Source organism: Helicobacter magdeburgensis, from assembly GCF_000765825.2.
Taxonomy (GTDB): Bacteria; Campylobacterota; Campylobacteria; order Campylobacterales; family Helicobacteraceae; genus Helicobacter_C; species Helicobacter_C magdeburgensis.
The window spans coordinates 37,632-57,693 of record NZ_JRPE02000007.1 but is presented as its reverse complement, the minus strand read 5'-3'; the positions used below and the strand labels follow the sequence as shown (position 1 = coordinate 57,693).

21 protein-coding genes are annotated in these 20,062 nt (G+C 38.8%); 8 read left to right on the top strand and 13 right to left on the bottom strand.

The window, feature by feature from the left end:
• Window positions 1-18: 18 nt before the first annotated feature.
• Both LS74_RS05885 and LS74_RS05880 read left to right on the top strand, forming a co-directional pair.
• Complete coding sequence (locus tag LS74_RS05885; RefSeq protein WP_034584868.1) at window positions 19-423, top strand: DUF4878 domain-containing protein; 405 nt, start codon at window positions 19-21, stop codon at window positions 421-423.
• A complete protein-coding gene (locus tag LS74_RS05880) occupies window positions 401-1,024 on the top strand; it encodes a C40 family peptidase (RefSeq protein WP_052086344.1) in 624 nt (207 codons plus the stop codon). Before LS74_RS05885 ends, LS74_RS05880 begins: the two co-directional genes overlap by 23 nt.
• On the opposite strand, the gene LS74_RS05875 is transcribed toward LS74_RS05880, so the two are convergent.
• Window positions 1,021-2,067: a type I restriction endonuclease gene (locus LS74_RS05875; RefSeq protein ID WP_034584865.1), complete on the bottom strand. Its 1,047-nt coding sequence runs from the start codon at window positions 2,065-2,067 to the stop codon at window positions 1,021-1,023. The two genes, LS74_RS05880 and LS74_RS05875, sit on opposite strands and share 4 nt — an antisense overlap.
• A gap of 98 nt (window positions 2,068-2,165) precedes the next feature.
• Here LS74_RS05875 and LS74_RS05870 point away from each other — a divergent pair, with 98 nt between their 5' ends.
• A complete protein-coding gene (locus LS74_RS05870; RefSeq protein WP_034584862.1) occupies window positions 2,166-2,438 on the top strand; it encodes a helix-turn-helix domain-containing protein in 273 nt (90 codons plus the stop codon).
• On the opposite strand, the gene LS74_RS05865 is transcribed toward LS74_RS05870, so the two are convergent.
• Genes LS74_RS05865 through LS74_RS05850 form a run of 4 tightly spaced genes read right to left on the bottom strand, consistent with a single transcriptional unit; the run spans window position 2,435 to window position 6,484 of the window.
• Window positions 2,435-3,829 carry an FAD-linked oxidase C-terminal domain-containing protein gene (locus LS74_RS05865; RefSeq protein WP_034584859.1) on the bottom strand — a complete coding sequence of 465 codons (1,395 nt, stop codon included), beginning with the start codon at window positions 3,827-3,829 and terminating at the stop codon, window positions 2,435-2,437. The genes LS74_RS05870 and LS74_RS05865 overlap by 4 nt on opposite strands.
• Window positions 3,830-3,831: 2 nt before the next feature.
• Window positions 3,832-4,581, bottom strand: a complete 750-nt coding sequence (locus LS74_RS05860; RefSeq protein ID WP_034584856.1) for a plasminogen-binding N-terminal domain-containing protein — start codon at window positions 4,579-4,581, stop codon at window positions 3,832-3,834.
• 11 nt (window positions 4,582-4,592) lie between these two features.
• Complete coding sequence (locus tag LS74_RS05855; protein ID WP_034584854.1) at window positions 4,593-5,228, bottom strand: NUDIX domain-containing protein; 636 nt, start codon at window positions 5,226-5,228, stop codon at window positions 4,593-4,595.
• The gene (locus tag LS74_RS05850) at window positions 5,225-6,484 is read right to left on the bottom strand and encodes a peptidoglycan DD-metalloendopeptidase family protein (protein WP_034584852.1); all 1,260 of its coding nucleotides are present in this window, start codon (window positions 6,482-6,484) and stop codon (window positions 5,225-5,227) included. The genes LS74_RS05855 and LS74_RS05850 overlap by 4 nt, the downstream gene beginning before the upstream one ends.
• A 162-nt stretch (window positions 6,485-6,646) precedes the next feature.
• Here LS74_RS05850 and LS74_RS05845 point away from each other — a divergent pair, with 162 nt between their 5' ends.
• The 5 genes from LS74_RS05845 to LS74_RS05825 all read left to right on the top strand — a co-directional run bounded on the left by LS74_RS05845 (window position 6,647) and on the right by LS74_RS05825 (window position 10,247).
• Complete coding sequence (locus tag LS74_RS05845) at window positions 6,647-6,838, top strand: hypothetical protein (protein WP_034584849.1); 192 nt, start codon at window positions 6,647-6,649, stop codon at window positions 6,836-6,838.
• Window positions 6,839-6,914: 76 nt separating this feature from the next.
• The gene (locus LS74_RS05840; RefSeq protein ID WP_034584846.1) at window positions 6,915-7,127 is read left to right on the top strand and encodes a flagellar biosynthesis anti-sigma factor FlgM; all 213 of its coding nucleotides are present in this window, start codon (window positions 6,915-6,917) and stop codon (window positions 7,125-7,127) included.
• 70 nt (window positions 7,128-7,197) lie between these two features.
• Entirely contained in the window at window positions 7,198-7,623 is a 426-nt protein-coding gene (locus LS74_RS05835) for a hypothetical protein (RefSeq protein ID WP_034584843.1), read from the top strand.
• 8 nt (window positions 7,624-7,631) lie between these two features.
• Window positions 7,632-9,452 carry a flagellar hook-associated protein FlgK gene (flgK, locus tag LS74_RS05830; RefSeq protein ID WP_138128912.1) on the top strand — a complete coding sequence of 607 codons (1,821 nt, stop codon included), beginning with the start codon at window positions 7,632-7,634 and terminating at the stop codon, window positions 9,450-9,452.
• A 30-nt stretch (window positions 9,453-9,482) separates the two neighbouring features.
• Window positions 9,483-10,247, top strand: a complete 765-nt coding sequence (locus tag LS74_RS05825) for an EI24 domain-containing protein (RefSeq protein ID WP_034587062.1) — start codon at window positions 9,483-9,485, stop codon at window positions 10,245-10,247.
• Here LS74_RS05825 and LS74_RS05820 read toward each other — a convergent pair.
• From LS74_RS05820 to LS74_RS05785, 8 genes are all read right to left on the bottom strand, one after another.
• Window positions 10,231-11,949 (bottom strand): lipoprotein N-acyltransferase Lnb domain-containing protein, encoded by a 1,719-nt coding sequence (locus LS74_RS05820; RefSeq protein ID WP_034587059.1) that lies wholly within the window; start codon window positions 11,947-11,949, stop codon window positions 10,231-10,233. The two genes, LS74_RS05825 and LS74_RS05820, sit on opposite strands and share 17 nt — an antisense overlap.
• A gap of 2 nt (window positions 11,950-11,951) precedes the next feature.
• Window positions 11,952-12,359 carry a hypothetical protein gene (locus tag LS74_RS05815; protein ID WP_034587057.1) on the bottom strand — a complete coding sequence of 136 codons (408 nt, stop codon included), beginning with the start codon at window positions 12,357-12,359 and terminating at the stop codon, window positions 11,952-11,954.
• 116 nt (window positions 12,360-12,475) lie between these two features.
• Window positions 12,476-12,871: a hypothetical protein gene (locus tag LS74_RS05810; RefSeq protein ID WP_034587055.1), complete on the bottom strand. Its 396-nt coding sequence runs from the start codon at window positions 12,869-12,871 to the stop codon at window positions 12,476-12,478.
• Window positions 12,855-14,537, bottom strand: coding sequence for an AAA family ATPase (locus tag LS74_RS05805; RefSeq protein WP_034587053.1), 1,683 nt, complete (start codon window positions 14,535-14,537; stop codon window positions 12,855-12,857). Before LS74_RS05805 ends, LS74_RS05810 begins: the two co-directional genes overlap by 17 nt.
• Complete coding sequence (locus LS74_RS05800; RefSeq protein WP_407920974.1) at window positions 14,524-15,807, bottom strand: MiaB/RimO family radical SAM methylthiotransferase; 1,284 nt, start codon at window positions 15,805-15,807, stop codon at window positions 14,524-14,526. The genes LS74_RS05805 and LS74_RS05800 overlap by 14 nt, the downstream gene beginning before the upstream one ends.
• A gap of 66 nt (window positions 15,808-15,873) precedes the next feature.
• On the bottom strand, window positions 15,874-17,520 hold the full coding sequence (locus LS74_RS05795) for a mechanosensitive ion channel domain-containing protein (protein WP_034587050.1): 1,647 nt from the start codon (window positions 17,518-17,520) through the stop codon (window positions 15,874-15,876).
• Entirely contained in the window at window positions 17,517-18,563 is a 1,047-nt protein-coding gene (gene aroB, locus LS74_RS05790) for a 3-dehydroquinate synthase (RefSeq protein WP_034587049.1), read from the bottom strand. The genes LS74_RS05795 and aroB overlap by 4 nt, the downstream gene beginning before the upstream one ends.
• A complete protein-coding gene (locus LS74_RS05785; protein WP_034587048.1) occupies window positions 18,563-19,999 on the bottom strand; it encodes a COG3400 family protein in 1,437 nt (478 codons plus the stop codon). Before LS74_RS05785 ends, aroB begins: the two co-directional genes overlap by 1 nt.
• Between the last annotated feature and the right edge of the window lie 63 nt (window positions 20,000-20,062).

The following is a 20,062-nucleotide window of genomic DNA, read 5'->3' as shown; positions in this document are numbered from 1 at the left end:
TTAGCAAGGAGCTTTACGATGAATACACTCAAAAAATTGGCAATGACTTTGGCTTTTGGTGCAGTAGCACTTTTATTTACAGCTTGTGGAAGTAGTGAGCCTAAAGATGTGGCTGTGGAATTTGTTGAAAATGTCTATAAGGGTAAGGGTGATAACCTACTCAAATATGTCTATTTGTCCGAAAAAGATGAAAATACAACTGGTGTTAAAGAAATGGCAGAAGGCAAGCTCAAGGCTGCTGCTGGGCAAGCTGCACAAAAAGCAGAAGATGCAGGTGGGCTAAAAAGTGTGGAAGTAGTGTCTGAAGAGATTAAGGAAAATACAGCAACGATTAATTTGCGTATAAATTTTGGTAATGGCAATGAGGATTCAGAGCGTGTAAGACTCATCAAAGATAAAGATGAATGGAAAATTAAGCTCTAAATTCCTACTTTTTGGGGGCATTGGTAGCTTCTGCCTTTGTCTCTATCTTTTTTATTTATTTTATCCGCGTATTAGTCCCCCACTTACACTTTCCCAAAGGCTACTTGACAATATCCCAAAGCTTGAAGTAGGTGATGTTATTTTCCGCAAAGGCACAGGAATGGAAAGTTTTGTGATAGAAAAGCTTAGTAATCACCGCTATACGCATATTGGTTTAGTCATATCCACACAGCCCATTATCATTCTCCACGCAAGTGCTGATGATAATCCAAAAAAGCCCAACCGCGTTATTCTTAGCTCATTTGATGAGTTTCTCTCCCACGCTCAAAACATTGCTATCAAACGCTATCCTTTAAGTGAAAAAATGCGAGAGACAATTCTCCTTGAAGCTCCGCTGTGGCTTGATAGAGAGTTTATCTTAAGCACAGATTCTAATGCGTTATACTGCACAACACTTTTAGAATCTATCCTTTCTCCCCACATCACTTTAAACGCACAATATGAAGAGATTGACTTCCCCGCATTTCAAGGCAAATATCTTTTCCCAAAAGCATTTTATGAAGATCTAGAATCTACGCTTGTTTATGAAAGCGGATATTAGGCTTTTCTCATCTCATAGGCAATCAGTATCTTATCTTTCAACTCATACATTTTTTCTATATTTTCTAGCTTATGATTTGATCCATCAGGAAAGCCAATAGACTTTTTGTTGTCATTAAAGTAGAGACGACAAATCCATTTTGTTACCTTTCCTTGATAATTGACACCAAAATAACTTAAAGTATCCTTATATTGAATCTGTGTCAAATCAACACCAGCACTACCTAAAATAGATTTAATGATATAGAAACCTTGCAGTTCTTCTTCCGTAGCGATAATCTCTTTATCGTCTTTTAAGTCCAAGGTTTCTTCTTCATCGTTAGCATTTTGCAGATTATTTTTAATATTAGAAATCTTTTCATACGCCATATCACTAACAATCTCTTTCAATGATTTTTTGATATGGCTGCGAAATTCCTCTATAACCGATTTTGTCATATTGCGTTCAGTTAATTGCTTAGCAAAAAAAGTTACAAATTCATCATTTGGCTCATTAATTTGCTGCTTAAAAATATCCTGAATGCTACGATAATACTTTTTCTCTATCGCAACCCCAAATATATCATCAACATTTAATTCAGAATACATAAAGCGTTTTAAATCTTTAATGTCCCGAGGTTTCAATTTTTCAAGATTTATGATGAGAAAAGGAATCTTATCCATAAGATTTGCTTGTTCAATATCAGTAAAAAATCTATATTCTATCCCATTTGTTAAAATAGCAAACTTTATGCTAGGAGCAGTGTTAAAATATCGCAATAATTGACTATTATGATAATCCAAATTTTCAGAATGATTTTTTGCCTCTATCAAAATAAAGGGTTGTCCATCTTTAAAAATAGCATAATCCACTTTTTCACCCTTTTTAATACCTACATCAGCAGTATATTCTGGGACAACAACATTTGGGTCAAAAACATCATAACCCAATGCCTTTAAAAAAGGAATGATGAATGTCATCTTGGTGGCTTCTTCTGTCTTTACAAGAACTTTTCTTTCTGAAATTGTATCTATAATGGCATTAAGTGCATTTTCAAAATCCATCTATACTCCTTACCTTTTATACTCTATCATAATAGAGTGAAATGCAATTCTAAAACAAATAAACTTAAGAAAATCTATAATGATAGAGTTTCTTAAGTATGGAAAAACACAAAATTGATTTTTTTGAGGATATAGATAAAGAGCAGATTCAAAGCTTTTACCATCGTATCGCAAACAATGTCGCTAGAATCCGTAAAGAAAAAGGCGTTTCACAACTTGAGCTTAGCCTAGCTATAGGCTACAAATCCGTATCGCTTATAGCCGGAGCTGAAGCCAAATATAAAAATATTCATTTCAACCTTGAACATCTCTACAAAATAGCTCAAGTCTTGCAAGTAGATATAAAAGATTTTTTTGATGAGACAAACTAGCCCATACTCAAGCCCATTTTACCCGGATTAAGAATATTATTTGGATCAAATGCTTTTTTGATATTCGCAAATAAATTCATCTCCGCTTCACTAAAGGCTAAACGCATAAAAGGGGCTTTTGACAAGCCTATGCCGTGTTCCCCGCTAAGTGTGCCTTCAAGCTCAATGGCGATTTTAAAAATCTCCTCTATACACGCATAACCCCTTTGCATAGATTGTGCATCATTTGGATCGCTCACCATTACATTCACATGCACATTCCCATCGCCCGTATGCCCAAAGCAAGGAATCTTAAAGCCATATTCTTTGCTTAGAATCCCAATGCGTTTAAGTAGCTCTGGCAAGGCTGAACGCGGCACGGTAATATCTTCATTGAGCTTTTTCTTGCCATAAATCGTGATACTTTGGCTGACATTCCGCCTTGCAAACCACAAATCCGCCGCTTCATCATCGCTTTGAGCGATTTTAAACTCCACACAACCATTTGCCTTAAAGCACTCCTGCAAAACTTCAAGCTGAAAGTCTAACTGCTCTAATAAATCCCCATCAACTTGCGTAATGAGAATAGCCCCTGCTTGAGTTGGCAGCCCCTTGTGGAATCGCTCCTCAACCGCACAAATACTCAAATTATCCAAAAACTCCATTGCCACAGGTGTAATGCCACTTGCCATACTCTTATACACTGCATTCATCGCCGATTCTATATCAGCAAACACGCCCATAGCCGAGCGTGTGAGCTTTGGCTTGGCAATGAGCTTAAGTGTGATTTCTGTAATAACAGCTAAAGAGCCTTCACTTGCTATTAAGATTCCAGCAACATTGAATCCTGCTACATCTTTGATCGTCTTTTTCCCAGCGCGAATCACATCGCCATTAGGCAAAACCGCACGCAAAGCCATTACATAGTCCTTTGTGATTCCATATTTTGCCGCTCGCATACCTCCGGCATTTTCGCTTACATTCCCCCCAAGCGTGCTGTATTCTTGACTTGCAGGATCTGGCGGATAGAATAAGCCCTTTGCCTCTACCGCTTCTTGAAACGCCTTATTAACTACGCCGGGTTGCACTCTAGCGATAAGATTTTTTTCATCAATTTCTAAGATTCTATTAAAATGCTTTTCTAATGCTAAGATTATTCCGCCTTTGACCGGCAATGCCCCACCGGTAAAGCCACTCCCCGCCCCTCTAGGAATAACTGGGATCTTTTGATCATTGCAATAGGCTAAAACCGCACTGACATCTTGCTCATTTCTAGGAAACACCACCGCATCAGGCTCATAACGCTCCCTTGTCGCATCATAGCAATACGCCACCAAATGTGCCTTGTCATCATAGCAGTTCTCTTCCCCTACCATTTGCTTAATGGCTTGAATGTGTCGCTTGTGTAGCATAATCACTCCTTGTTTGTGGAATCAAAAGCTTTGATACTTGGGCTTAAAAGCTCATCATAATATTTAAAATATTGACGCGAATCTTTTGGACGCAACTTACTTGCGAGTGATCCGGTGTCAATATTGGCAATGCGTGAGAAAAATGGTGCTTGTGTTTTTTCTAGCAAAGGCTTGCTAAAGGGCTGCACTTCAAGCAAAGCAAAACTCTGGCAATCAAGCACATTTAGCCCATTTGACGCCAAAATATACACAAGCCCTATGCTATATGCGTTACAAAATTCACGCAAATGCTTGGACTTTGGGTCATTAATGCCATCTTTTGCCAAAAACGCCGCAAACAAATCAATATGCACAAAATGCGTTGGATTGACAGATAGAATCTTATTGTAACTCTCTTGGTCTGGAGCAATAGCAATGGCTTTATTATAAAATCCGCCAAAAATCACCTTATCATCTTTTGTTGGTGTAGCTTGTGGTGTGGGGAGATATTTTTGTGCGATATTTTCAAAAGGAGCAAATCTCGCATACGCATTGCCACTCTCAATCCGCTCAATCACGGCACTTGCGATAATGACATTATAATCCCCATTTTGTGCCAAAACTATCCCACTTTGCCCCACTCTCAATCCATTAGCCTCAAAGGTGAGTATTTTGCCCTTCACTTCTGCTATATTTTTTGACACAGGCTCAAGATTGAGTGCAAAGCCCATACTCACCACACACACGACACCTAACCACAATCGCCACAACATAAATGCTCCTTCTATTTATTCACACATCTTTTATTTCTTAAAAACCACATCACACCAAAGGCTAAGCCGGGTGTTTTAATCTTGCTTTCATCATATAAAAACTGCTCTAAACAATCCACCTTAACAAACACAGATTCAATCACCTCTCCATCAATACCCCCACCTGTGCTAACCCTATCATTTTCATTAATTTCAGCATAAAAAAGGCTTTGTTTTGCCCCGCTATGCCCCACCGCTGTGGCAAAAGAAGTGATATATTCTAGGTTATTTACCTTATATCCACACTCTTCTTCTATCTCTTCTTTAGCGATTTGCTCCACGCTCTTGCCCTTTTTATCCACAAGCCCAGCACATAGCTCATAAGTGTAACCAACCTCATCTTGCCCAAAAGTCTTTGAATCTGAATCTGTCCCAGATTCTAAATGTGATTCTCCAAAATGACGCACAAATACCGGCGGACGAAACTGCTTAACAAACAACAAACTTTGCTTTTGTGTGTGATAGAGCAAAACAGAAACAGAATCTAGACTATGGATAAAATCCCAACTGCGTTTTGCCCCATTTTCCACATAAAGCATACGGCGAGGTTTGACATAGGCTGAATCCACACATTCACAAAAGCTTATATCCGTAATGATAGACTTCATTGCGTTTGCTTCCCTTGTGGATTTTGCCGTGTAGATTCAGCAGAATCGGCAGAAGTGCTAGATTCGCTAGATTCAGTAGAATCTTCGTCTGCTTCACTCGGTGTAAGACTAAAGCTTTCATTTGCTACAATGCTATTGCCACCTTTTTCCAACACCTCTTGCAGAAGTGGGATAAAGCTTTCACTCACAGCCATAAATTTCTCTTTTTCCTTACCTTGTAGCTCTTTACTTACCGCCTTGACACTTGAAAGCGGATTGATAGGCACATTATTGCGATACAGCCCAAAATGTAAATGTGGTCCTGTGCTTAAGCCTGTTGAGCCAACGCGTCCTATAAGCTGCCCTCGTTTGACTTTTTTGCCACTTTTCATACCTGAAGCAAAGGAATTCATATGTGCGTAAAGGGTTTTAAGATTATTCTCGTGGCGGATTTCAATAAGATTCCCATATCCGCCCCGCTTACCTGCAAAAATCACAACCCCATCAGCAGCTGCGACAATAGGTGTGCCTTTAGGTGCGGCATAATCCACCGCATAATGCGGGCGAATCGTGCCTAAAATCGGGTGTTTTCTGCCAAGTGAAAAGCGTGAGCTAATCCTTGCTCCAGCCACCGGCGTTTGTAGCAAAAAGCCTTGAATCTCCTTGCCGTCCTTATTGTAGTAACGCCCATTATTGAATCTAAAAATGTAATGTGGCTTTTTGTTGATCTCCACAACCGCAGCTTTAATATTTGCATTTTTAAGCGGTTTGCCTAAGCGATATTTGCGATCATAAATTACTGCTAGTCTATCGGCCTTTTGGATAGAGCGAAAATTGACACTATTTTTGTATGCGTTTAAAAACTCACTCACAAGCCCATTATCGCGTGTCATCTCAAGTAAATCTTGATAGGGGGAACTTTGAATAGAAAGACTGATTGTTTGCTCTTGTTCAAAATAAATCATCGGTGTAAAATCAAGCTTAAACTCGCCATCTCGCTTAAAAATATGAATCTGCATACCATCGCCTATGGGAATAAGTGCCTGTAATAATTCCTCATTATCATCTAAAAGTGTGTAATATGTAACACCCGCATATACCTCCGAAGTCAGCTCTCTATCTTTTGGAGGGAGATTGTAATATACGCTTGTTGGAATATTATATTTTTGAAAAAAAGCAAAAAATGTATATCCACTCTCCCAAATTTGGCTATATGCAGTCGCTCCAAAGCTTAGACTGCTCCACAAACTTAACAATACAATCGCTTTTTTCACCATAGAATACCTTAATAAAATGATTTGGGGTTTTAAAATTGCTCTTTTTAAAATGCTGGATTCTAGTATAAAAATTTTAATAAAAAATGCTAGAATACGATTTTACACTTTTGGCATTCTTTTTGCTGTCTCTTTTGTAGCAGGAGTATTTTTAAGGAGTGAAATATGAGCATAGGCTTGAAAAATTGGCTATTCCCTACCATTAGCTTTGTTGCATTTTTGTATGTGATGCTACTGCTTGGGATTTGGACATATCGCGTTGATGCCAACAAGCCTTTGTTTAGCTCTGATGGAAGCTCTAAGGGTGTAACAACACTCAAAGACTTTAAGCAAGAAATGCAAGGCTATGTAAAATAAAGAGTGTCAAACAGCTAAAGTTTTTTAAACATTAGCCGATTTGGCATTAATCACACATCAATAAAAGGGGTGTCTTATGGTAAATGGTATCAATACAAGCATAAAAGCAACAGCAGCTCTCAACAGAGATTTAATCTCAAAACAAAATGAGAATAATGAAGTCAAAGAAAAAGAGCAAGTACAGCTCTCTCGTGCTGAACAAATCAAAGAGCAAATCAAAAATGGCGAATACAAGATTGATTTGCAACAAACTTCCGAAAAAATGGCATCAAATTTGCTTAACCTTTAAGAACTCTATCCATTGTGGCTTGTTTGTCTAAAAAAGCAGGTTAGACAATGGATCTTTGAAGGATTAGGCTATGCTACACACTTATATTAATGGCGCGATCGCTGATTTAGAAGCACTCATAGAATTAACACAACTTGATAACGCCGACATTCAGGTGGCAAACCACGAAGCGATTTTTGCTAGAGTAGAACAAAAGGATTCTCTTGTAAAAGAATTTGAAAACAAAAAATCGCTCTTGCAACAAGAAATGCTTTTACTTTGTGAAAAAAATCCACATAAATCACTCCAAGATCTTTTGAGCGAAGAAACTAGCATATTGCTTGATACAATGCGTGCAAAGTTAGAAGAGCTAAAAACCCTTAATGCCAATTACGCACGAAGTGTGTTTGCTGTGGCGGAGTTTTATAACTCCCTTATCCAAAGGGTTATCCCACACGAAAACAATGGCTACGGGCATAACCGCCCACAAAGCCATATTCTTAAGATTCAGGCATAGGCTAGATTATGGGCGGCATTCTCTCATCTCTCAATACTTCCTACACAGGCTTACAAGCCCATCAACTTATGGTTGATGTAACAGGTAATAACATCTCAAATGCAAGTGATGAGTTTTATAGTCGCCAACGCGTGCTTGTCCGCCCAGAAAAACCTCTATATTTTCAAGATTATAATCTCGGCAGGGGTGTGAGTGTAGAGACGATTCAAAGAATCCACGATGAATTTGTCTTTAATCGCTACCGCAAAGCCGCAGAAGAAGCACAATACTATGATACGCATTTCACAACCTTGCGTGAAGCTTCAGCCTTTTTCCCCGAAGTTGATGGTGTGGGAATCTACAATGACTTAGAAGAGTATTTTAACTCGTGGAAAGACCTAGCTAAAAACTCCACAGACCCAGCTCAAAAGCAAGTCCTTGCTAAAAACTCCCAAGTGCTTAGCACAAATATTAAAGACACAAGAGCTAGGCTTGTGCGATTACAACAAAAAGCAAGTGAAGAGCTTGAAGTAACGATTAATGAAGTTAATCGTATTGCCAAAGAAATCGCCCACATTAATGGCAAACTCAAAGAAATGGAAGACCAAAGAGAGTTAAAACAAGCCAATGAATTACGCGATAGACGCGATGAGCTAGAATACAATCTCCAAACGCTCGTAGGGGCAAATGTCTTTAAAAATCATCTAGATTCTAACGCTTCCATACACCCAAAACTTGCGGATTTTGATGATGAGTATGTGTTAAATATCGGTTTTGGTTTTAATATCGTTGATGGGGCGATGTATCACCCCATTGTGCTTAAAAAAGATGATAATCATCTCAATTTAAACCGCGTATATTTTCAAGGCGATGATTTCAAAACCGTTGAAATCACAGATAAAATCGTGCAGGGCAAAGCCGGCTCACTCATTAGCCTATATAATTCCGGGGCAGATGGCACAAGAGTAGGTAAGATTCAAGATTATATCAATCATTTGGATATTTTCGCAAAAGGCTTTATTGAAGCGACAAATAGCATTTATTCACAAAGTGCGGCAACGCAAATCCGCAGTGATAAGCTTGATGTGTGGAGCTTGAATGCCCTTGTAGATAGCAACTATAATATTAAAGAGGGAAGTTTTGATGTTGTTGTATATAGCACACAGGGTGAAGAAATTGCACGCAAAACCATCACTATTGATAGAATCACCACAATGCACGATGTGGTAAAAGCTATTAATGAAAACACCGATGATAATAATGATAATAACGCCCTAAATGATGTTGATGACTATTTTCGCGCGTATTATGATAATGGCACAAAGGAGTTTAGTATCCTATCAAAGAATCCATCGCAAGGCTTGTATGTGGCGATTCAGGATAATGGCAGTAATTTCACCGGGGCTTTTGGACTAAATAAGTTTTTTAATGGAGAAGACGCACACGATATTGCCTTAAATCAAGAATATGCTAAAGATGCCACGCTTATACGCCCTTGGCTAACCCCTGTAAATGGGAACTTTGATGTGGCAAATATGATGCAACAGCTCCAATATGATGATGTAGATTTTTATGTCAATAAGTATGAAAAAAAGCAGATGAGAATCCCAGAGTATTTTCAATTCCTAGCCGGACGCGTGGCAAACCAAACCGAAGCCGCACAACGCACAAAAGAGACTAAAGATTCTGTCCTATCCGCTGTGAAAAAGGAGCATTTAGCCATCTCGCAAGTAAGCCTTGATGAAGAAATGGTAAATCTCATTAAATTCCAAGGCGGCTATGCGGCAAATGCTAAAGTCATCACAACTATTGATCGTATGATAGAAACCCTGCTTGGTATCAAGCAATAAGCGTGAAACCTTAACTATGCGGACTGCTTTATGACACCTTCTTTATTTACACTCTTTGGCAAAAGTATCAACGACTTTTTTTTCGCTAAGATTCTAACACTCACCCTTTTCCCCGCACTCTTTGGCATTATGCTTTGGGGCGGTGTGCTTTATATTTTTGGCAATGAAATTTACACCTATCTTTCACAAATGCTTTTAGGCTTTATGCCCGATTGGCTCAATACACAAGGCACGGCACAAAGCATTTTAAATGGCATTATCCATTTTAGCCTATCCTTTGCTCTTTATACTTTGTTTGGAATCTTTTTTCTTATAGCGATTTTGCTTACAAATATGCTTTTTTCCATTTTCTACACGCCCTTTATCGTGGAATATGTGCGGGTAAAAAGCTACCCCCACTTACCAAAGGCGGAGTTTGGCTCACTGCTTGAGTGTATTCTTGTGTTTATTAAAAATTTTTTGCTTTTTGCGTTTTTAGCCCTTATCTCACTTCTGCTATATCTTGTGCCATTTATTGGCTCACTGCTTGGCTCTTTTGCATTGTTTATCGTGTGGTATTTGTTTTTTAAAAAGACAACTTTTTATGATGTGGGTAGCTCGAGTATGGAAGAATCTAAATTTCAATATATCAACCAAACGCGTTTTTTTACAAATCACGCCTACGCCCTAAGCGCTTATCTCTTAAACTATGTGCCGTTTTTTAATTTTTTCCTTATGCCATTGCAGATTCTCCTTATCACACATTACTTTTTCACAAGACTAGATGAAATGCAAAGCATTAAAAATTCACGCTAACGCCACTTTGCCAACTCACATAATCGCCGTATTTGAAAGTATCTAGCCATTGTATTTGTGCGTAAAAATCCCACTGCTTATAAACATTAAACCCCACAAAGCCGCTTGCTTGCTGTGTATAGCCCCTTTGATTGGTAATATCTATAAAATAATCATAATTGCCAATAAGCCTTAGCTTCTCAAATCTCCCCACAATCCCAAAATGTATATCTACAAATGCGTTATGATTTTTCACATAGTCATAGCCCACAAGCGGTAAAAGATACACACTCAAATTACCCACATAGCTACCAAACCCGGCTCCAAATGAAAGCTTGGGCTTTAAGCGTGTATGTGTGATTTCATCAAATGGATTTTCAAAACTCACATCAATATATTTTGATAAGCTCTTCGTGCGGTATGAATCTGCTACCGAAAACAAATGCAACGCTTCTATTTTATCAATAAAAATGGAGCTATTCTCAAGATTCACATAGCCCTTTACACTCATAAGGCGAGATTCTATCAACTCTTTGTAAGCATTGTTTGCATTTGTTATATCAGCATAAATAGGCGAAAAATACATACCCATCATTGAATGACTAGCCCTAGATTCATAGCTTAATGAGAATTTTGCACTATCACGCGCTTTTAAGATTTCATTATAACCATATTTATCGCTAAAAGCCTTTTTCCCCTGTGGAATCTCCACGCTCACATTGTCCAAAAGCCCCGCATTTTCCAAGCTCTTAAGATACTCCACAGGCGTTTGATATGGTTTTAACTTTTGTGTATCAAATGCCTCATTTGCCACACTTAACACACTTTTTAAAGCGTCATTACAATTATGTGTGATGAAAGCATACTCCACAGGAATATCTTTAAGCTCCCATAAATGTGCCAAAAGCAAAGCCTTAGATTCTAAATCTAGCTTTAGTCCTAGCTTCCACAAGCTCCGCTTTTCATTTTCAAGATATTCAAATGTATTATTATCAAGTGGTTGCAACGCATAAATACCACCAAGATTCCCCATTAATGCCCGAAAATACATAATAGGATTAAGCCCAAGCTCCGCATTAGCAAAAAAGCTTAATGAATAGCCCAAATACTGCCCTTTTTGTATGTGTAAATCACTTCTCCCCTTAAATGTTTTGTGTAAATCCGCCTTTGCTTCCCCCTCTAAAGCTAGAAAAATATGCCCCATAGCCGAGCCCGGATATATATCACTCTCCGCAGCAAAAATGAGTGAAATTCTATCGCTTGGCACAATCTCCAAGAACTCTTCATATTCCGCACAATGCGTTGTTTTAACCATCTCTTTTAATTGTGGAAAAAACCGCGATAAAAACATTGATCTTGCAGGATAAGAACATAAAAAAGATGAAGTATTTGTTGTGTTTGTATGAGCAGATTCTACATCAATGCCAAATGCCTGAAGTGTTGAAAGAAGCTCGGCTTGGGGATTTATCGCACCCAGCGGAGAGAGAAAAAATCCAGAATCCTGCCTTATAAGCGATGTTTTACCGCGATAATGTAAAAGCTTTTTCCACTGAGAAAGCGAAGCAATAGAATAAAGCGAATAAGAATCTTTGGTGTAGGTTAAATCCCCTTTAGAATTAAGCGTAGAATCTAAAGGGCTTAACCCAAAAGTATATTGCGGAACAAGAACAAGTAGCAAAAACAATAAGATTCTCGCTACCATTTTATACAAGCAAAAAAGCAAATTTAGCTTTTACAATTTGCTTTTTTCTCCACAGGCACGATAAAGTTAGGATTACTATAACTCCACATACCACCGGTAATAGCATCTGTGGTAGAGCCTGTTGTCCCACCCCAAAGAATATTGCCCCAGAACCAACCGCTCATTTTGTTTTTACCAGCAATGACGAGCTGTGTGCTTTCATAGCACGAATTATCCTGCCCACGCACTTCTACAACGGCACCTTTAGCACGGGATATTTTAACTTCACCGGGCAGATTCACCTTTGTCCCATTAATCGTAGCAACAACAACTTGACCATTACTTGTTGTAATAGCCACTCTTTGTTTTGTTTGATTTGAAATCGTTGCACACCCTCCAAATCCTAACGCCACAACCGCCACAATGGCAATCCATTTTGCACTTTTTATCATACAAACTCCTTGTAAAAATTATTTGCAAATTAGTTTGCAAAATGGCATTCTATTTTTTTTTGGTTGGCTGAATCTTAAAAGATAAAAGAAGAAAAGTAGAATTTTTCCTTAAGTTGTTACATAAATTTACAATGCTTATAATATCTCACAACACCGCAACTCGCAAAAAGCTCCATAGATTCTATACTGCTTTCACGCCCCATATATATGTCTATATCCACATTTGAATCCACTAAACTAAGCAAACTATGCAGTTCAAGCGGTGGGGCAAAAAGTATAAGATTCTGTACTCTTAGAATCTTTTGTGTCGCCCCCTTTGTTTGCCTATGCTCCCCATATTTTTCCAAACGCTCTAATGTCCGCTCCACCGCCCTTTTTGCTGAATCCACACGGGGAGACAAGCCAAACGCCCCATAGCCTATAATCACATAAGGGTTTAGCCCCGCTCTTGCTAGAATCTGCTCTAGGATTCTAGCCCCAGCCTGATTGGCACTTTCACAAACTTGCTTCATAAATGGCTTTTATCTCTTCTTTACTCAAACGCTCCTTACTCAAAAGCTCCCTTGCCACTTTTTCAAGCAAGGGCTTAGCATTTGTAAGAAACTCGCTCATTTCCTTTTGTGCTGTGTCTAAGATATACGCCACATCGCTCACATCGCCCAAAAGTCGCTCCGCCATACCATATTCCGCACACATCTGCGTAGCAATCTCTTTTGCCCTAGCCACATCATCTTTCGCATTGCTAAAACTTTGCTGATAAATAAGCTTTGTGGCAATATTCCCAGCTAATGCCACCTTAATCTTACTCATAAGCTCTTGTTTGCTAATCAATTCCTTATCCACCTGCTTAAAGCTCTCCCCCACAAGCCCAATCTTATCAAAATCAACCTCTAGCCAATACGCACTCAACGCCTTTGCCCCTTGATAAATAGCTAGAATCTCCTTTTCTTTCTCGCTCAAACTCAACGCCTTCTTTTTCCCCACAAGCACCTTATCTTTTGTCGCCAAAATATCTTCCTGTGTTATCTCTTGTCGTTTATGTCGCAGTGCATTTAACGCACTCTCATTAACCAATGCCGCTAATGCCGCCCCGCTAAAGCCCACGCACAAACGCGCAATGTGATGAATATCTAGGCTATGCTTTTTGCCACGCAAATACAGCTCCAAAATAGATTCTCGCTCCTGTAAATTAGGCAATTCCACATAAATGCGTCTATCAAACCGCCCACTCCTTAATAACGCCTCATCTAGCACTTCAATCTTGTTTGTCGCGGCAATCACAATCACCCCACTTGAATCTTCAAATCCGTCCATTTCGGTTAAAAGCTGATTGAGTGTCGCTTCACGCTCATCACTCCTAGTATTGCCCCTTGCTTTCCCCACCGCATCAATCTCATCAATAAATACAATGCTCGGTGCATTTGCCTTTGCTTTTAAAAATAGCTCTCTTACGCGTTTAGCACCCATTCCTGCATAAATCTGCACAAAGCTAGAGCCACTTTGATAGAAAAACGGCACCCCTGCTTCCCCCGCCACAGCCTTAGCAATCATCGTTTTTCCCACACCCGGCGGTCCTACAAGTAACACTCCCTTAGGCAGAGCTATGCCTAAATCCTGATAGAATCTAGGATTTTTAAGATAATCAATAATTTCTAATAACTCCTCTTTAACTTCACTAATCCCAGCAACATCTTTAAATCTCACTCCAGAATCTAAAGGCATATATGTTTGCACACCAAGAGATACAGACGATTCCACAGGTGTTTCGCTTTCACGCAAAAACTCCGCCCTTTTGTTTTCACGCATTTTTGGCTTTTTAAACAATAATCGCAATGCTTGAAACAGCACCGCTAAACCCAAAACTAGCACAATCACTATGCCAAGATCGCCCAAAATCTCACTAAAAAAATGCTGATTTTTGATTGTTACAGGTTTATCTAACGCCCATAGTTTAGAATCTAAGCCCTGCTCATAAGCCTTATACCGCTTGTTTTCAAGTGTAAAATAAATATATTGTGTATCATAGATAATATCACTCACGCTTTGATTTGTAAGCAAACGCTCCGCCTCCTTAGCACTCACAAGTTCTACATTATCTTTTAATACCAGCACCAAGCCTAGTGCGATAACAAGCACAAGCCCTATAAGCCCTATAATCAAACTTTTAGATTTTGCCATTATTCTGCTCCATTGCTATATCATAGTCCTTAAAAGTCAGCCACTGCCCGATAAGATTATCCTTTTCACTCTCAAATCGCATACGATTAAAAAATTCATCTAGCCCAGTATAGACAAAGCCCTTGCTAGATTCTGTATTACTAGATTCTATTTTGCTTTCACACAGCACATTAAGCGGAGCCTTATGGGCTTTTCTAAATGCAACATTATTTTGTGCCACAATGTCTTTAAGCGTATGCAATCTTTGCTTACTCACATCGCCTTTAATGTCATTTTTCATCTCACTAGATTTTGTGCCATCGCGTTTGCTATATACAAAGGGGTGCAAATGTGTGAGTGGAAAAAGCTTAAAATTTGCTAATGCCTCTTCCCACACCGATTCACTCTCCCCCGGATGCCCCACGATAAAATCACTCCCCAAGCAAAAGCCTTTTTGAGCGAAATAATTAAAAAGCTCCAAATCACTCTCCACACGATTATGCCTATTCATAATCTCTAGCATTGTATCGCTTGTATGTTGCAAAGCAATATGCAAATGCTTCTCCATTATAGGCAGCTCTAGCACTTCTTTGAACTCACTATCAATTTGACTAGGCTCAAGGCTACCTATACGCAAACGCCTTAACACCCCTAGATTATAAATCTCTCTTATAAGCCCTGCTAGATTAGAATCTAAATCCCTGCCATAGCTCCCCACATTTGTGCCTGTTAGCACCACTTCGCTAATGCCAGATTCAGCTAAAGTAAGAATCTGCTTTAAAATCTTATCCTTTGGGTATGATCTCGCCTTGCCTCGCACACTAGGGATAATACAATAGCTACACGCAAAATCACAGCCCTCTTGAATCTTCAAAAACGCTCTTGACTTCCCTGCAAACTCGGTTACAATCGTACTATCAATATGCTCCGGGCTATCTTCTTTATGAAAAAACCGCTCTTTATTGTGAAGTAACTCGCTGATATTTTCCTTAAAACTATGGGCAAACACCCCATAAGCAAGATTCTGTGAAAAGACTTCCTGCCCCCTTGTGCCAACGCCACAGCCTGTAAAATACACCTTTTTATTTAAATCTCGCATTTTATGCAAATAGCCACGCACACCAGCATCTGCCCCATTTGTTACCGTGCAGGAATTCACAATCACAATATCCGCTTCGCTCTCACACTCCACGCATTCAAACTGCCCTAAGTTACTTTTCATCACCTGCGTATCAAAGAAATTTGTACGACAACCAAAGGTTTTAAAATATACTTTTTTTACTTCTTTCAATGCACTCATAACGCTCCTTTAATGTCTCCTTTATGTCTCCCTAGAATCTACTTTACCCCCTAGAATCTACACATTATCTTTAGAATCCGCCACCACCCCACCAAGCAGGGCAAGATTCTCCACATTTGCTTCATCAATCTTTTTATCCTTATTGCCAATACCATCATTTGCTGAAGTGATAACCTTGCTTGTGGGGTAAGCAATGCGTATATCATCTTCTTTAAGAATCTGCTCCATTATCTCGCCTGAAATGGTGCTACGCAACGCTAAAGTCGCATAGGCGTTTGTTTGATACCACATAGAGATTCTAAGCCCATTTGGCTCAATCATACAATAGCTTCTTACTTCCAAGTTTGGATTTCTCAAAGAATATTTATCACGCATACGATGCACCTGCTGTCGCACCATTTCTGTATAGCCTTTAGCGTATTTTTTGCCCGTGTCTGTGGCGATTTTAAGGGCTTTTTTGTAATTGCTATCAAAAGTGATGGTAAAGTCTATCCCATCCCACACGGTTTTTAGCCCTCCGTGCGTGTAGTTAGCAAACATCGTTGTAAAAATATAATTATTTGGGATAAAGATAATGCGTCCAGCACGGCGATTTTCCATATAGCTTGTAAGCGTTACATCTTCAAAAATAGTAATTCTAAGCATTGAAATATCAAGCACATCGCCCACATAAATACTGCCATCTTTACATACACGCACCCTATCACCTACGTGCACACTTCCACCTAGGACAATTACAAACCACCCAAGCACACTCATAAATAAATCTTTCATAGCAATAGCCAAACCAGCCGAGGCAAAGCCCACAATCGCTACGAGATAGCTGACATTCTCCATATAGGCAAAAAGCAAAATAAGCACGATAATAGTAATATTTAAAAAGTTTATAACCTTACTTGCGGTGTAGATTCTATCCGTATCAAGGATATATTTGCGTAAAGTGAGTTTTAATAAAAAAGCTAAAAGTATCGTAATCAGCACGGCTACACCAATATATATTGTCTTTAAAAATTGTGCTTTGATTTGATTTTTAAGTTTTAAAATTGTGCTTTGGGATTCTTGATTATAAAGATCCATAGAAGTAGCTAGAATCCTTTGTGCGCCCTCTAGCTCCTCTAGCATTGTTTGAATCCGCACAATCTTATCTGCCACCGCAACAGATTTATCCACAAAAGAGAGCTGATTTAAGATTCTATATTTTTCCCTTACAAGCTCTAGCAAAGATTCTAAACTCTCTTGGTTTGCCACAAGGGCGTTTTTCTGCTCATCAATTTGTTTGATAAAAGAATAGCCCGATAGGATTAAAAAGGGATTTGTAATTTGTGGAATCTCTTCCATATTTTTGGCTTCTAGCAGTGAGCCATAAGGGTGTTTAGCATATTCTTTGAGTAAGTCCTGCTGCCTTTGCAATGTCTCAAGGCGATGGGTTAGCGAACGCGGGGGATTTGTATGAAAAGATTCTAGCTCCTTTTGAAGTGCGGTAATCTCATTTGTAATCTCATTATAATTTTCCAAGCTCACATAATGCTTTAGCCACACATTCTCACTGCTTTCAAACTTCGTATCAATAGCTTCTAGCTCTTTGTGGAGTTGTGTTATTCTAAAATCCTGTCTTTGCTCTTGCTTTGAAGTTTGCTGTTTTTCCGCTAGTAGCACCGCACAACAGCACAGCCACAGCACAAATAACACAAAGACTTTTTTCATTTTTCAAACCCACTTAGAATCTTAAGCACCTTTTGCTTTGGCACATCTTCACACAAAGCCACATCGCCAAGCCCCTTTGGCAAAATAAACATAATCTTAGAATCTGAGCTCTTTTTATCCAAATAAAATTTTTCATAAAAGTCCAGCACATCGCTGATTTCAAAAAATGTCGGTAGATTATATTTTTCAAGCAGATTTTTTATCGCTTCCATCTCATCGGCTTGTAAGAATCCTAACTCATAAGAGAGTGCATTTGCCATACACATACCAATGCTCACCGCCTCGCCGTGCAAATACCGCTTATAATCCGTAAGATTTTCAATAATATGTCCAAAGGTATGCCCGTAGTTTAACGCCGCCCTAATGCCCTTTTCCTTTTCATCGCTACTCACTACCTTTGCCTTAATACTCACTGCTTGAGTGATAGCATATACAAGGCTTTGCGTATCTTGCAGATTCAAGGTGTGATTTTGCAAATATGTAAAAAACTCCCTATCAAAGCACACCGCCATTTTTATAATCTCTGCCACTCCAGCCCCAAACTCGCGTGAAGGCAAAGTCTGTAAAAAATATGGATCAATATACACCGCCTTTGGCTGATGAAAAAGCCCTATAAGATTCTTGCCAAACTCATTATTAATGCCCGTTTTGCCACCCACAGACGCATCTACTTGAGAAAGCAAAGTCGTAGGAATCTGTATAAAGTCAATTCCGCGTTGATAGATTCCACTCACAAAGCCCACCATATCGCCTATGACACCACCACCTAAGGCAATCATCAGCGATTTTCTATCAAGCCTATGAGAAAACGCACATTCAAGGATATACTCTACACTTTGCATATTTTTATACTGCTCCCCATCAGGCACAATACACACATACACTTCTTTAGATTCAAGGCTTTGTAATACTTGAGAGAGATATAATCCCGCTACTTTGGGATTTGAGACTATCAGCACCTTGTGGGCGTGGGCGATTGTAGGGAGTTTGCCTATATGGATAGGATAGGTAGAATGCGGTGTTTGTATCTGCAATGTTGTCATTATGAGCCTTGTTTTTGGGGAAGTGGGATAAAAATTTGAGGATTTTTATTATTCATAGAGGCGATTTTATGCACATCTGTTGAAGTAAAGGCAAAAGTCTTTGTTTTTGCAATATTGCGTTCAAAAGGCACAAAACACAAATAGGGTGTAAAGCTATCTTGGATATAAGAGATAGGATTTTTAGAATCTGTTTGTATGGTGTTAAGCTTGCGTTCATAGATTCTAGAGAGTTCCTCATAGCTTTGCATAATTTCATTATGGTATGAGCCATCTGTGTCATAGTCATACACATCAACTTCTAAATTTAACTGCTTTGATATATCAAACACCACAGAAGCGACATTTTCAGTATTTGCCATATTTTCACTTAACACCACAAAGCTTTTTTTACACTCATCTATATGCTCCCAGCCTGTTTTCATTACCGGAATAGACAACTCAAACAAAGCCCTGCGGTTTCTGCGTGAAGCAAAAATATCTTGATTGATAATAACTAACCCAAAGCGTTTTTGTGAATCTTTAGCAATTCTCTCTCTAAAACTTGCATTTGTGTAATCCACACGCACTTCAACGCTTTTAGATTCTAAAGCCCTGATTTTATCAAGCAAATCAAAATTGCTAGGCTTCAAAATATGTATGAAAAGCTTGTTGTTTTTAAGCTTCTCATTAAGAAAAAGGGCATTTTGCACATCATTGTAGATTCTATGCTCATTTGATAGCGACATATCCACATACAAAAATATATCGCGTCCAAAAGGTGCGGGAAACTGCCCAATATCACTTTTAATCTGCATATACACATCGTTGAGCATTTTTGGATCACCCACAATTAGCAAACTATCATTTGGCTGAATCACCACAGAATGTGAGCTTAAAAGCAACTCCCCGCGTCTATACACGCCCACTATCCGCCATTTTCTCTGCTGGATTGAGCCTATATGCCGATAGGCAAAAATACTGCCAGAAGGCACACCCACTTCCATAATCTCCCCCTGCCCCAAGCCAAAGCTACGCGGGATAAGCGGGACATTTGGCAATCGCTCAATAAATTTGTTAGCGATAATCTGCCTTTGATTTAACACAATAAGATTTTTATCATCTTTCATCGCTTGTGTGTGCTTCTCTAACGCAAGGGAAGTAACAATGCGTGTCTTTTTATTTAACTCTCTTAAAATCTCATAAGTAGCTAGAATCTCACTCTCATCATCAAGCACAAGAAAAATATTATAAATCTCTTCATTATAAACTTGTGAAATCCTAAAGCTAGAAGTATAGTCAAAAGTATGAAATTCAAATGAGCTTGGGATTTTCTCCGGGATAAAGCACATATCTTTTGAGATGACAATATAATAATCATTGCTAAAATATTTATCCAAAATACTATCAAGGAAAATCTTTGCTATATCACCTTGTGCGATAACGAGAGTTTTTTTCACACATACCCTTTTGCTTTGGAATTTTAAAATCTTACTTTGATTAAAGCTTGGCATTATAACTAA

Excerpts from the sequence above, each read along its gene's own strand:
- LS74_RS05885 (WP_034584868.1), top strand. The coding sequence starts at position 19 with ATGAATACACTCAAAAAATTGGCAATGACTTTGGCTTTTGGTGCAGTA.
- LS74_RS05880 (WP_052086344.1), top strand. The coding sequence starts at position 401 with ATGAATGGAAAATTAAGCTCTAAATTCCTACTTTTTGGGGGCATTGGT.
- LS74_RS05875 (WP_034584865.1), bottom strand. The coding sequence starts at position 2,067 with ATGGATTTTGAAAATGCACTTAATGCCATTATAGATACAATTTCAGAA.
- LS74_RS05870 (WP_034584862.1), top strand. The coding sequence starts at position 2,166 with ATGGAAAAACACAAAATTGATTTTTTTGAGGATATAGATAAAGAGCAG.
- LS74_RS05865 (WP_034584859.1), bottom strand. The coding sequence starts at position 3,829 with ATGCTACACAAGCGACACATTCAAGCCATTAAGCAAATGGTAGGGGAA.
- LS74_RS05860 (WP_034584856.1), bottom strand. The coding sequence starts at position 4,581 with ATGTTGTGGCGATTGTGGTTAGGTGTCGTGTGTGTGGTGAGTATGGGC.
- LS74_RS05855 (WP_034584854.1), bottom strand. The coding sequence starts at position 5,228 with ATGAAGTCTATCATTACGGATATAAGCTTTTGTGAATGTGTGGATTCA.
- LS74_RS05850 (WP_034584852.1), bottom strand. The coding sequence starts at position 6,484 with ATGGTGAAAAAAGCGATTGTATTGTTAAGTTTGTGGAGCAGTCTAAGC.
- LS74_RS05845 (WP_034584849.1), top strand. The coding sequence starts at position 6,647 with ATGAGCATAGGCTTGAAAAATTGGCTATTCCCTACCATTAGCTTTGTT.
- LS74_RS05840 (WP_034584846.1), top strand. The coding sequence starts at position 6,915 with ATGGTAAATGGTATCAATACAAGCATAAAAGCAACAGCAGCTCTCAAC.
- LS74_RS05835 (WP_034584843.1), top strand. The coding sequence starts at position 7,198 with ATGCTACACACTTATATTAATGGCGCGATCGCTGATTTAGAAGCACTC.
- flgK (WP_138128912.1), top strand. The coding sequence starts at position 7,632 with ATGGGCGGCATTCTCTCATCTCTCAATACTTCCTACACAGGCTTACAA.
- LS74_RS05825 (WP_034587062.1), top strand. The coding sequence starts at position 9,483 with ATGACACCTTCTTTATTTACACTCTTTGGCAAAAGTATCAACGACTTT.
- LS74_RS05815 (WP_034587057.1), bottom strand. The coding sequence starts at position 12,359 with ATGATAAAAAGTGCAAAATGGATTGCCATTGTGGCGGTTGTGGCGTTA.
- LS74_RS05810 (WP_034587055.1), bottom strand. The coding sequence starts at position 12,871 with ATGAAGCAAGTTTGTGAAAGTGCCAATCAGGCTGGGGCTAGAATCCTA.
- LS74_RS05805 (WP_034587053.1), bottom strand. The coding sequence starts at position 14,537 with ATGGCAAAATCTAAAAGTTTGATTATAGGGCTTATAGGGCTTGTGCTT.
- LS74_RS05795 (WP_034587050.1), bottom strand. The coding sequence starts at position 17,520 with ATGAAAAAAGTCTTTGTGTTATTTGTGCTGTGGCTGTGCTGTTGTGCG.
- aroB (WP_034587049.1), bottom strand. The coding sequence starts at position 18,563 with ATGACAACATTGCAGATACAAACACCGCATTCTACCTATCCTATCCAT.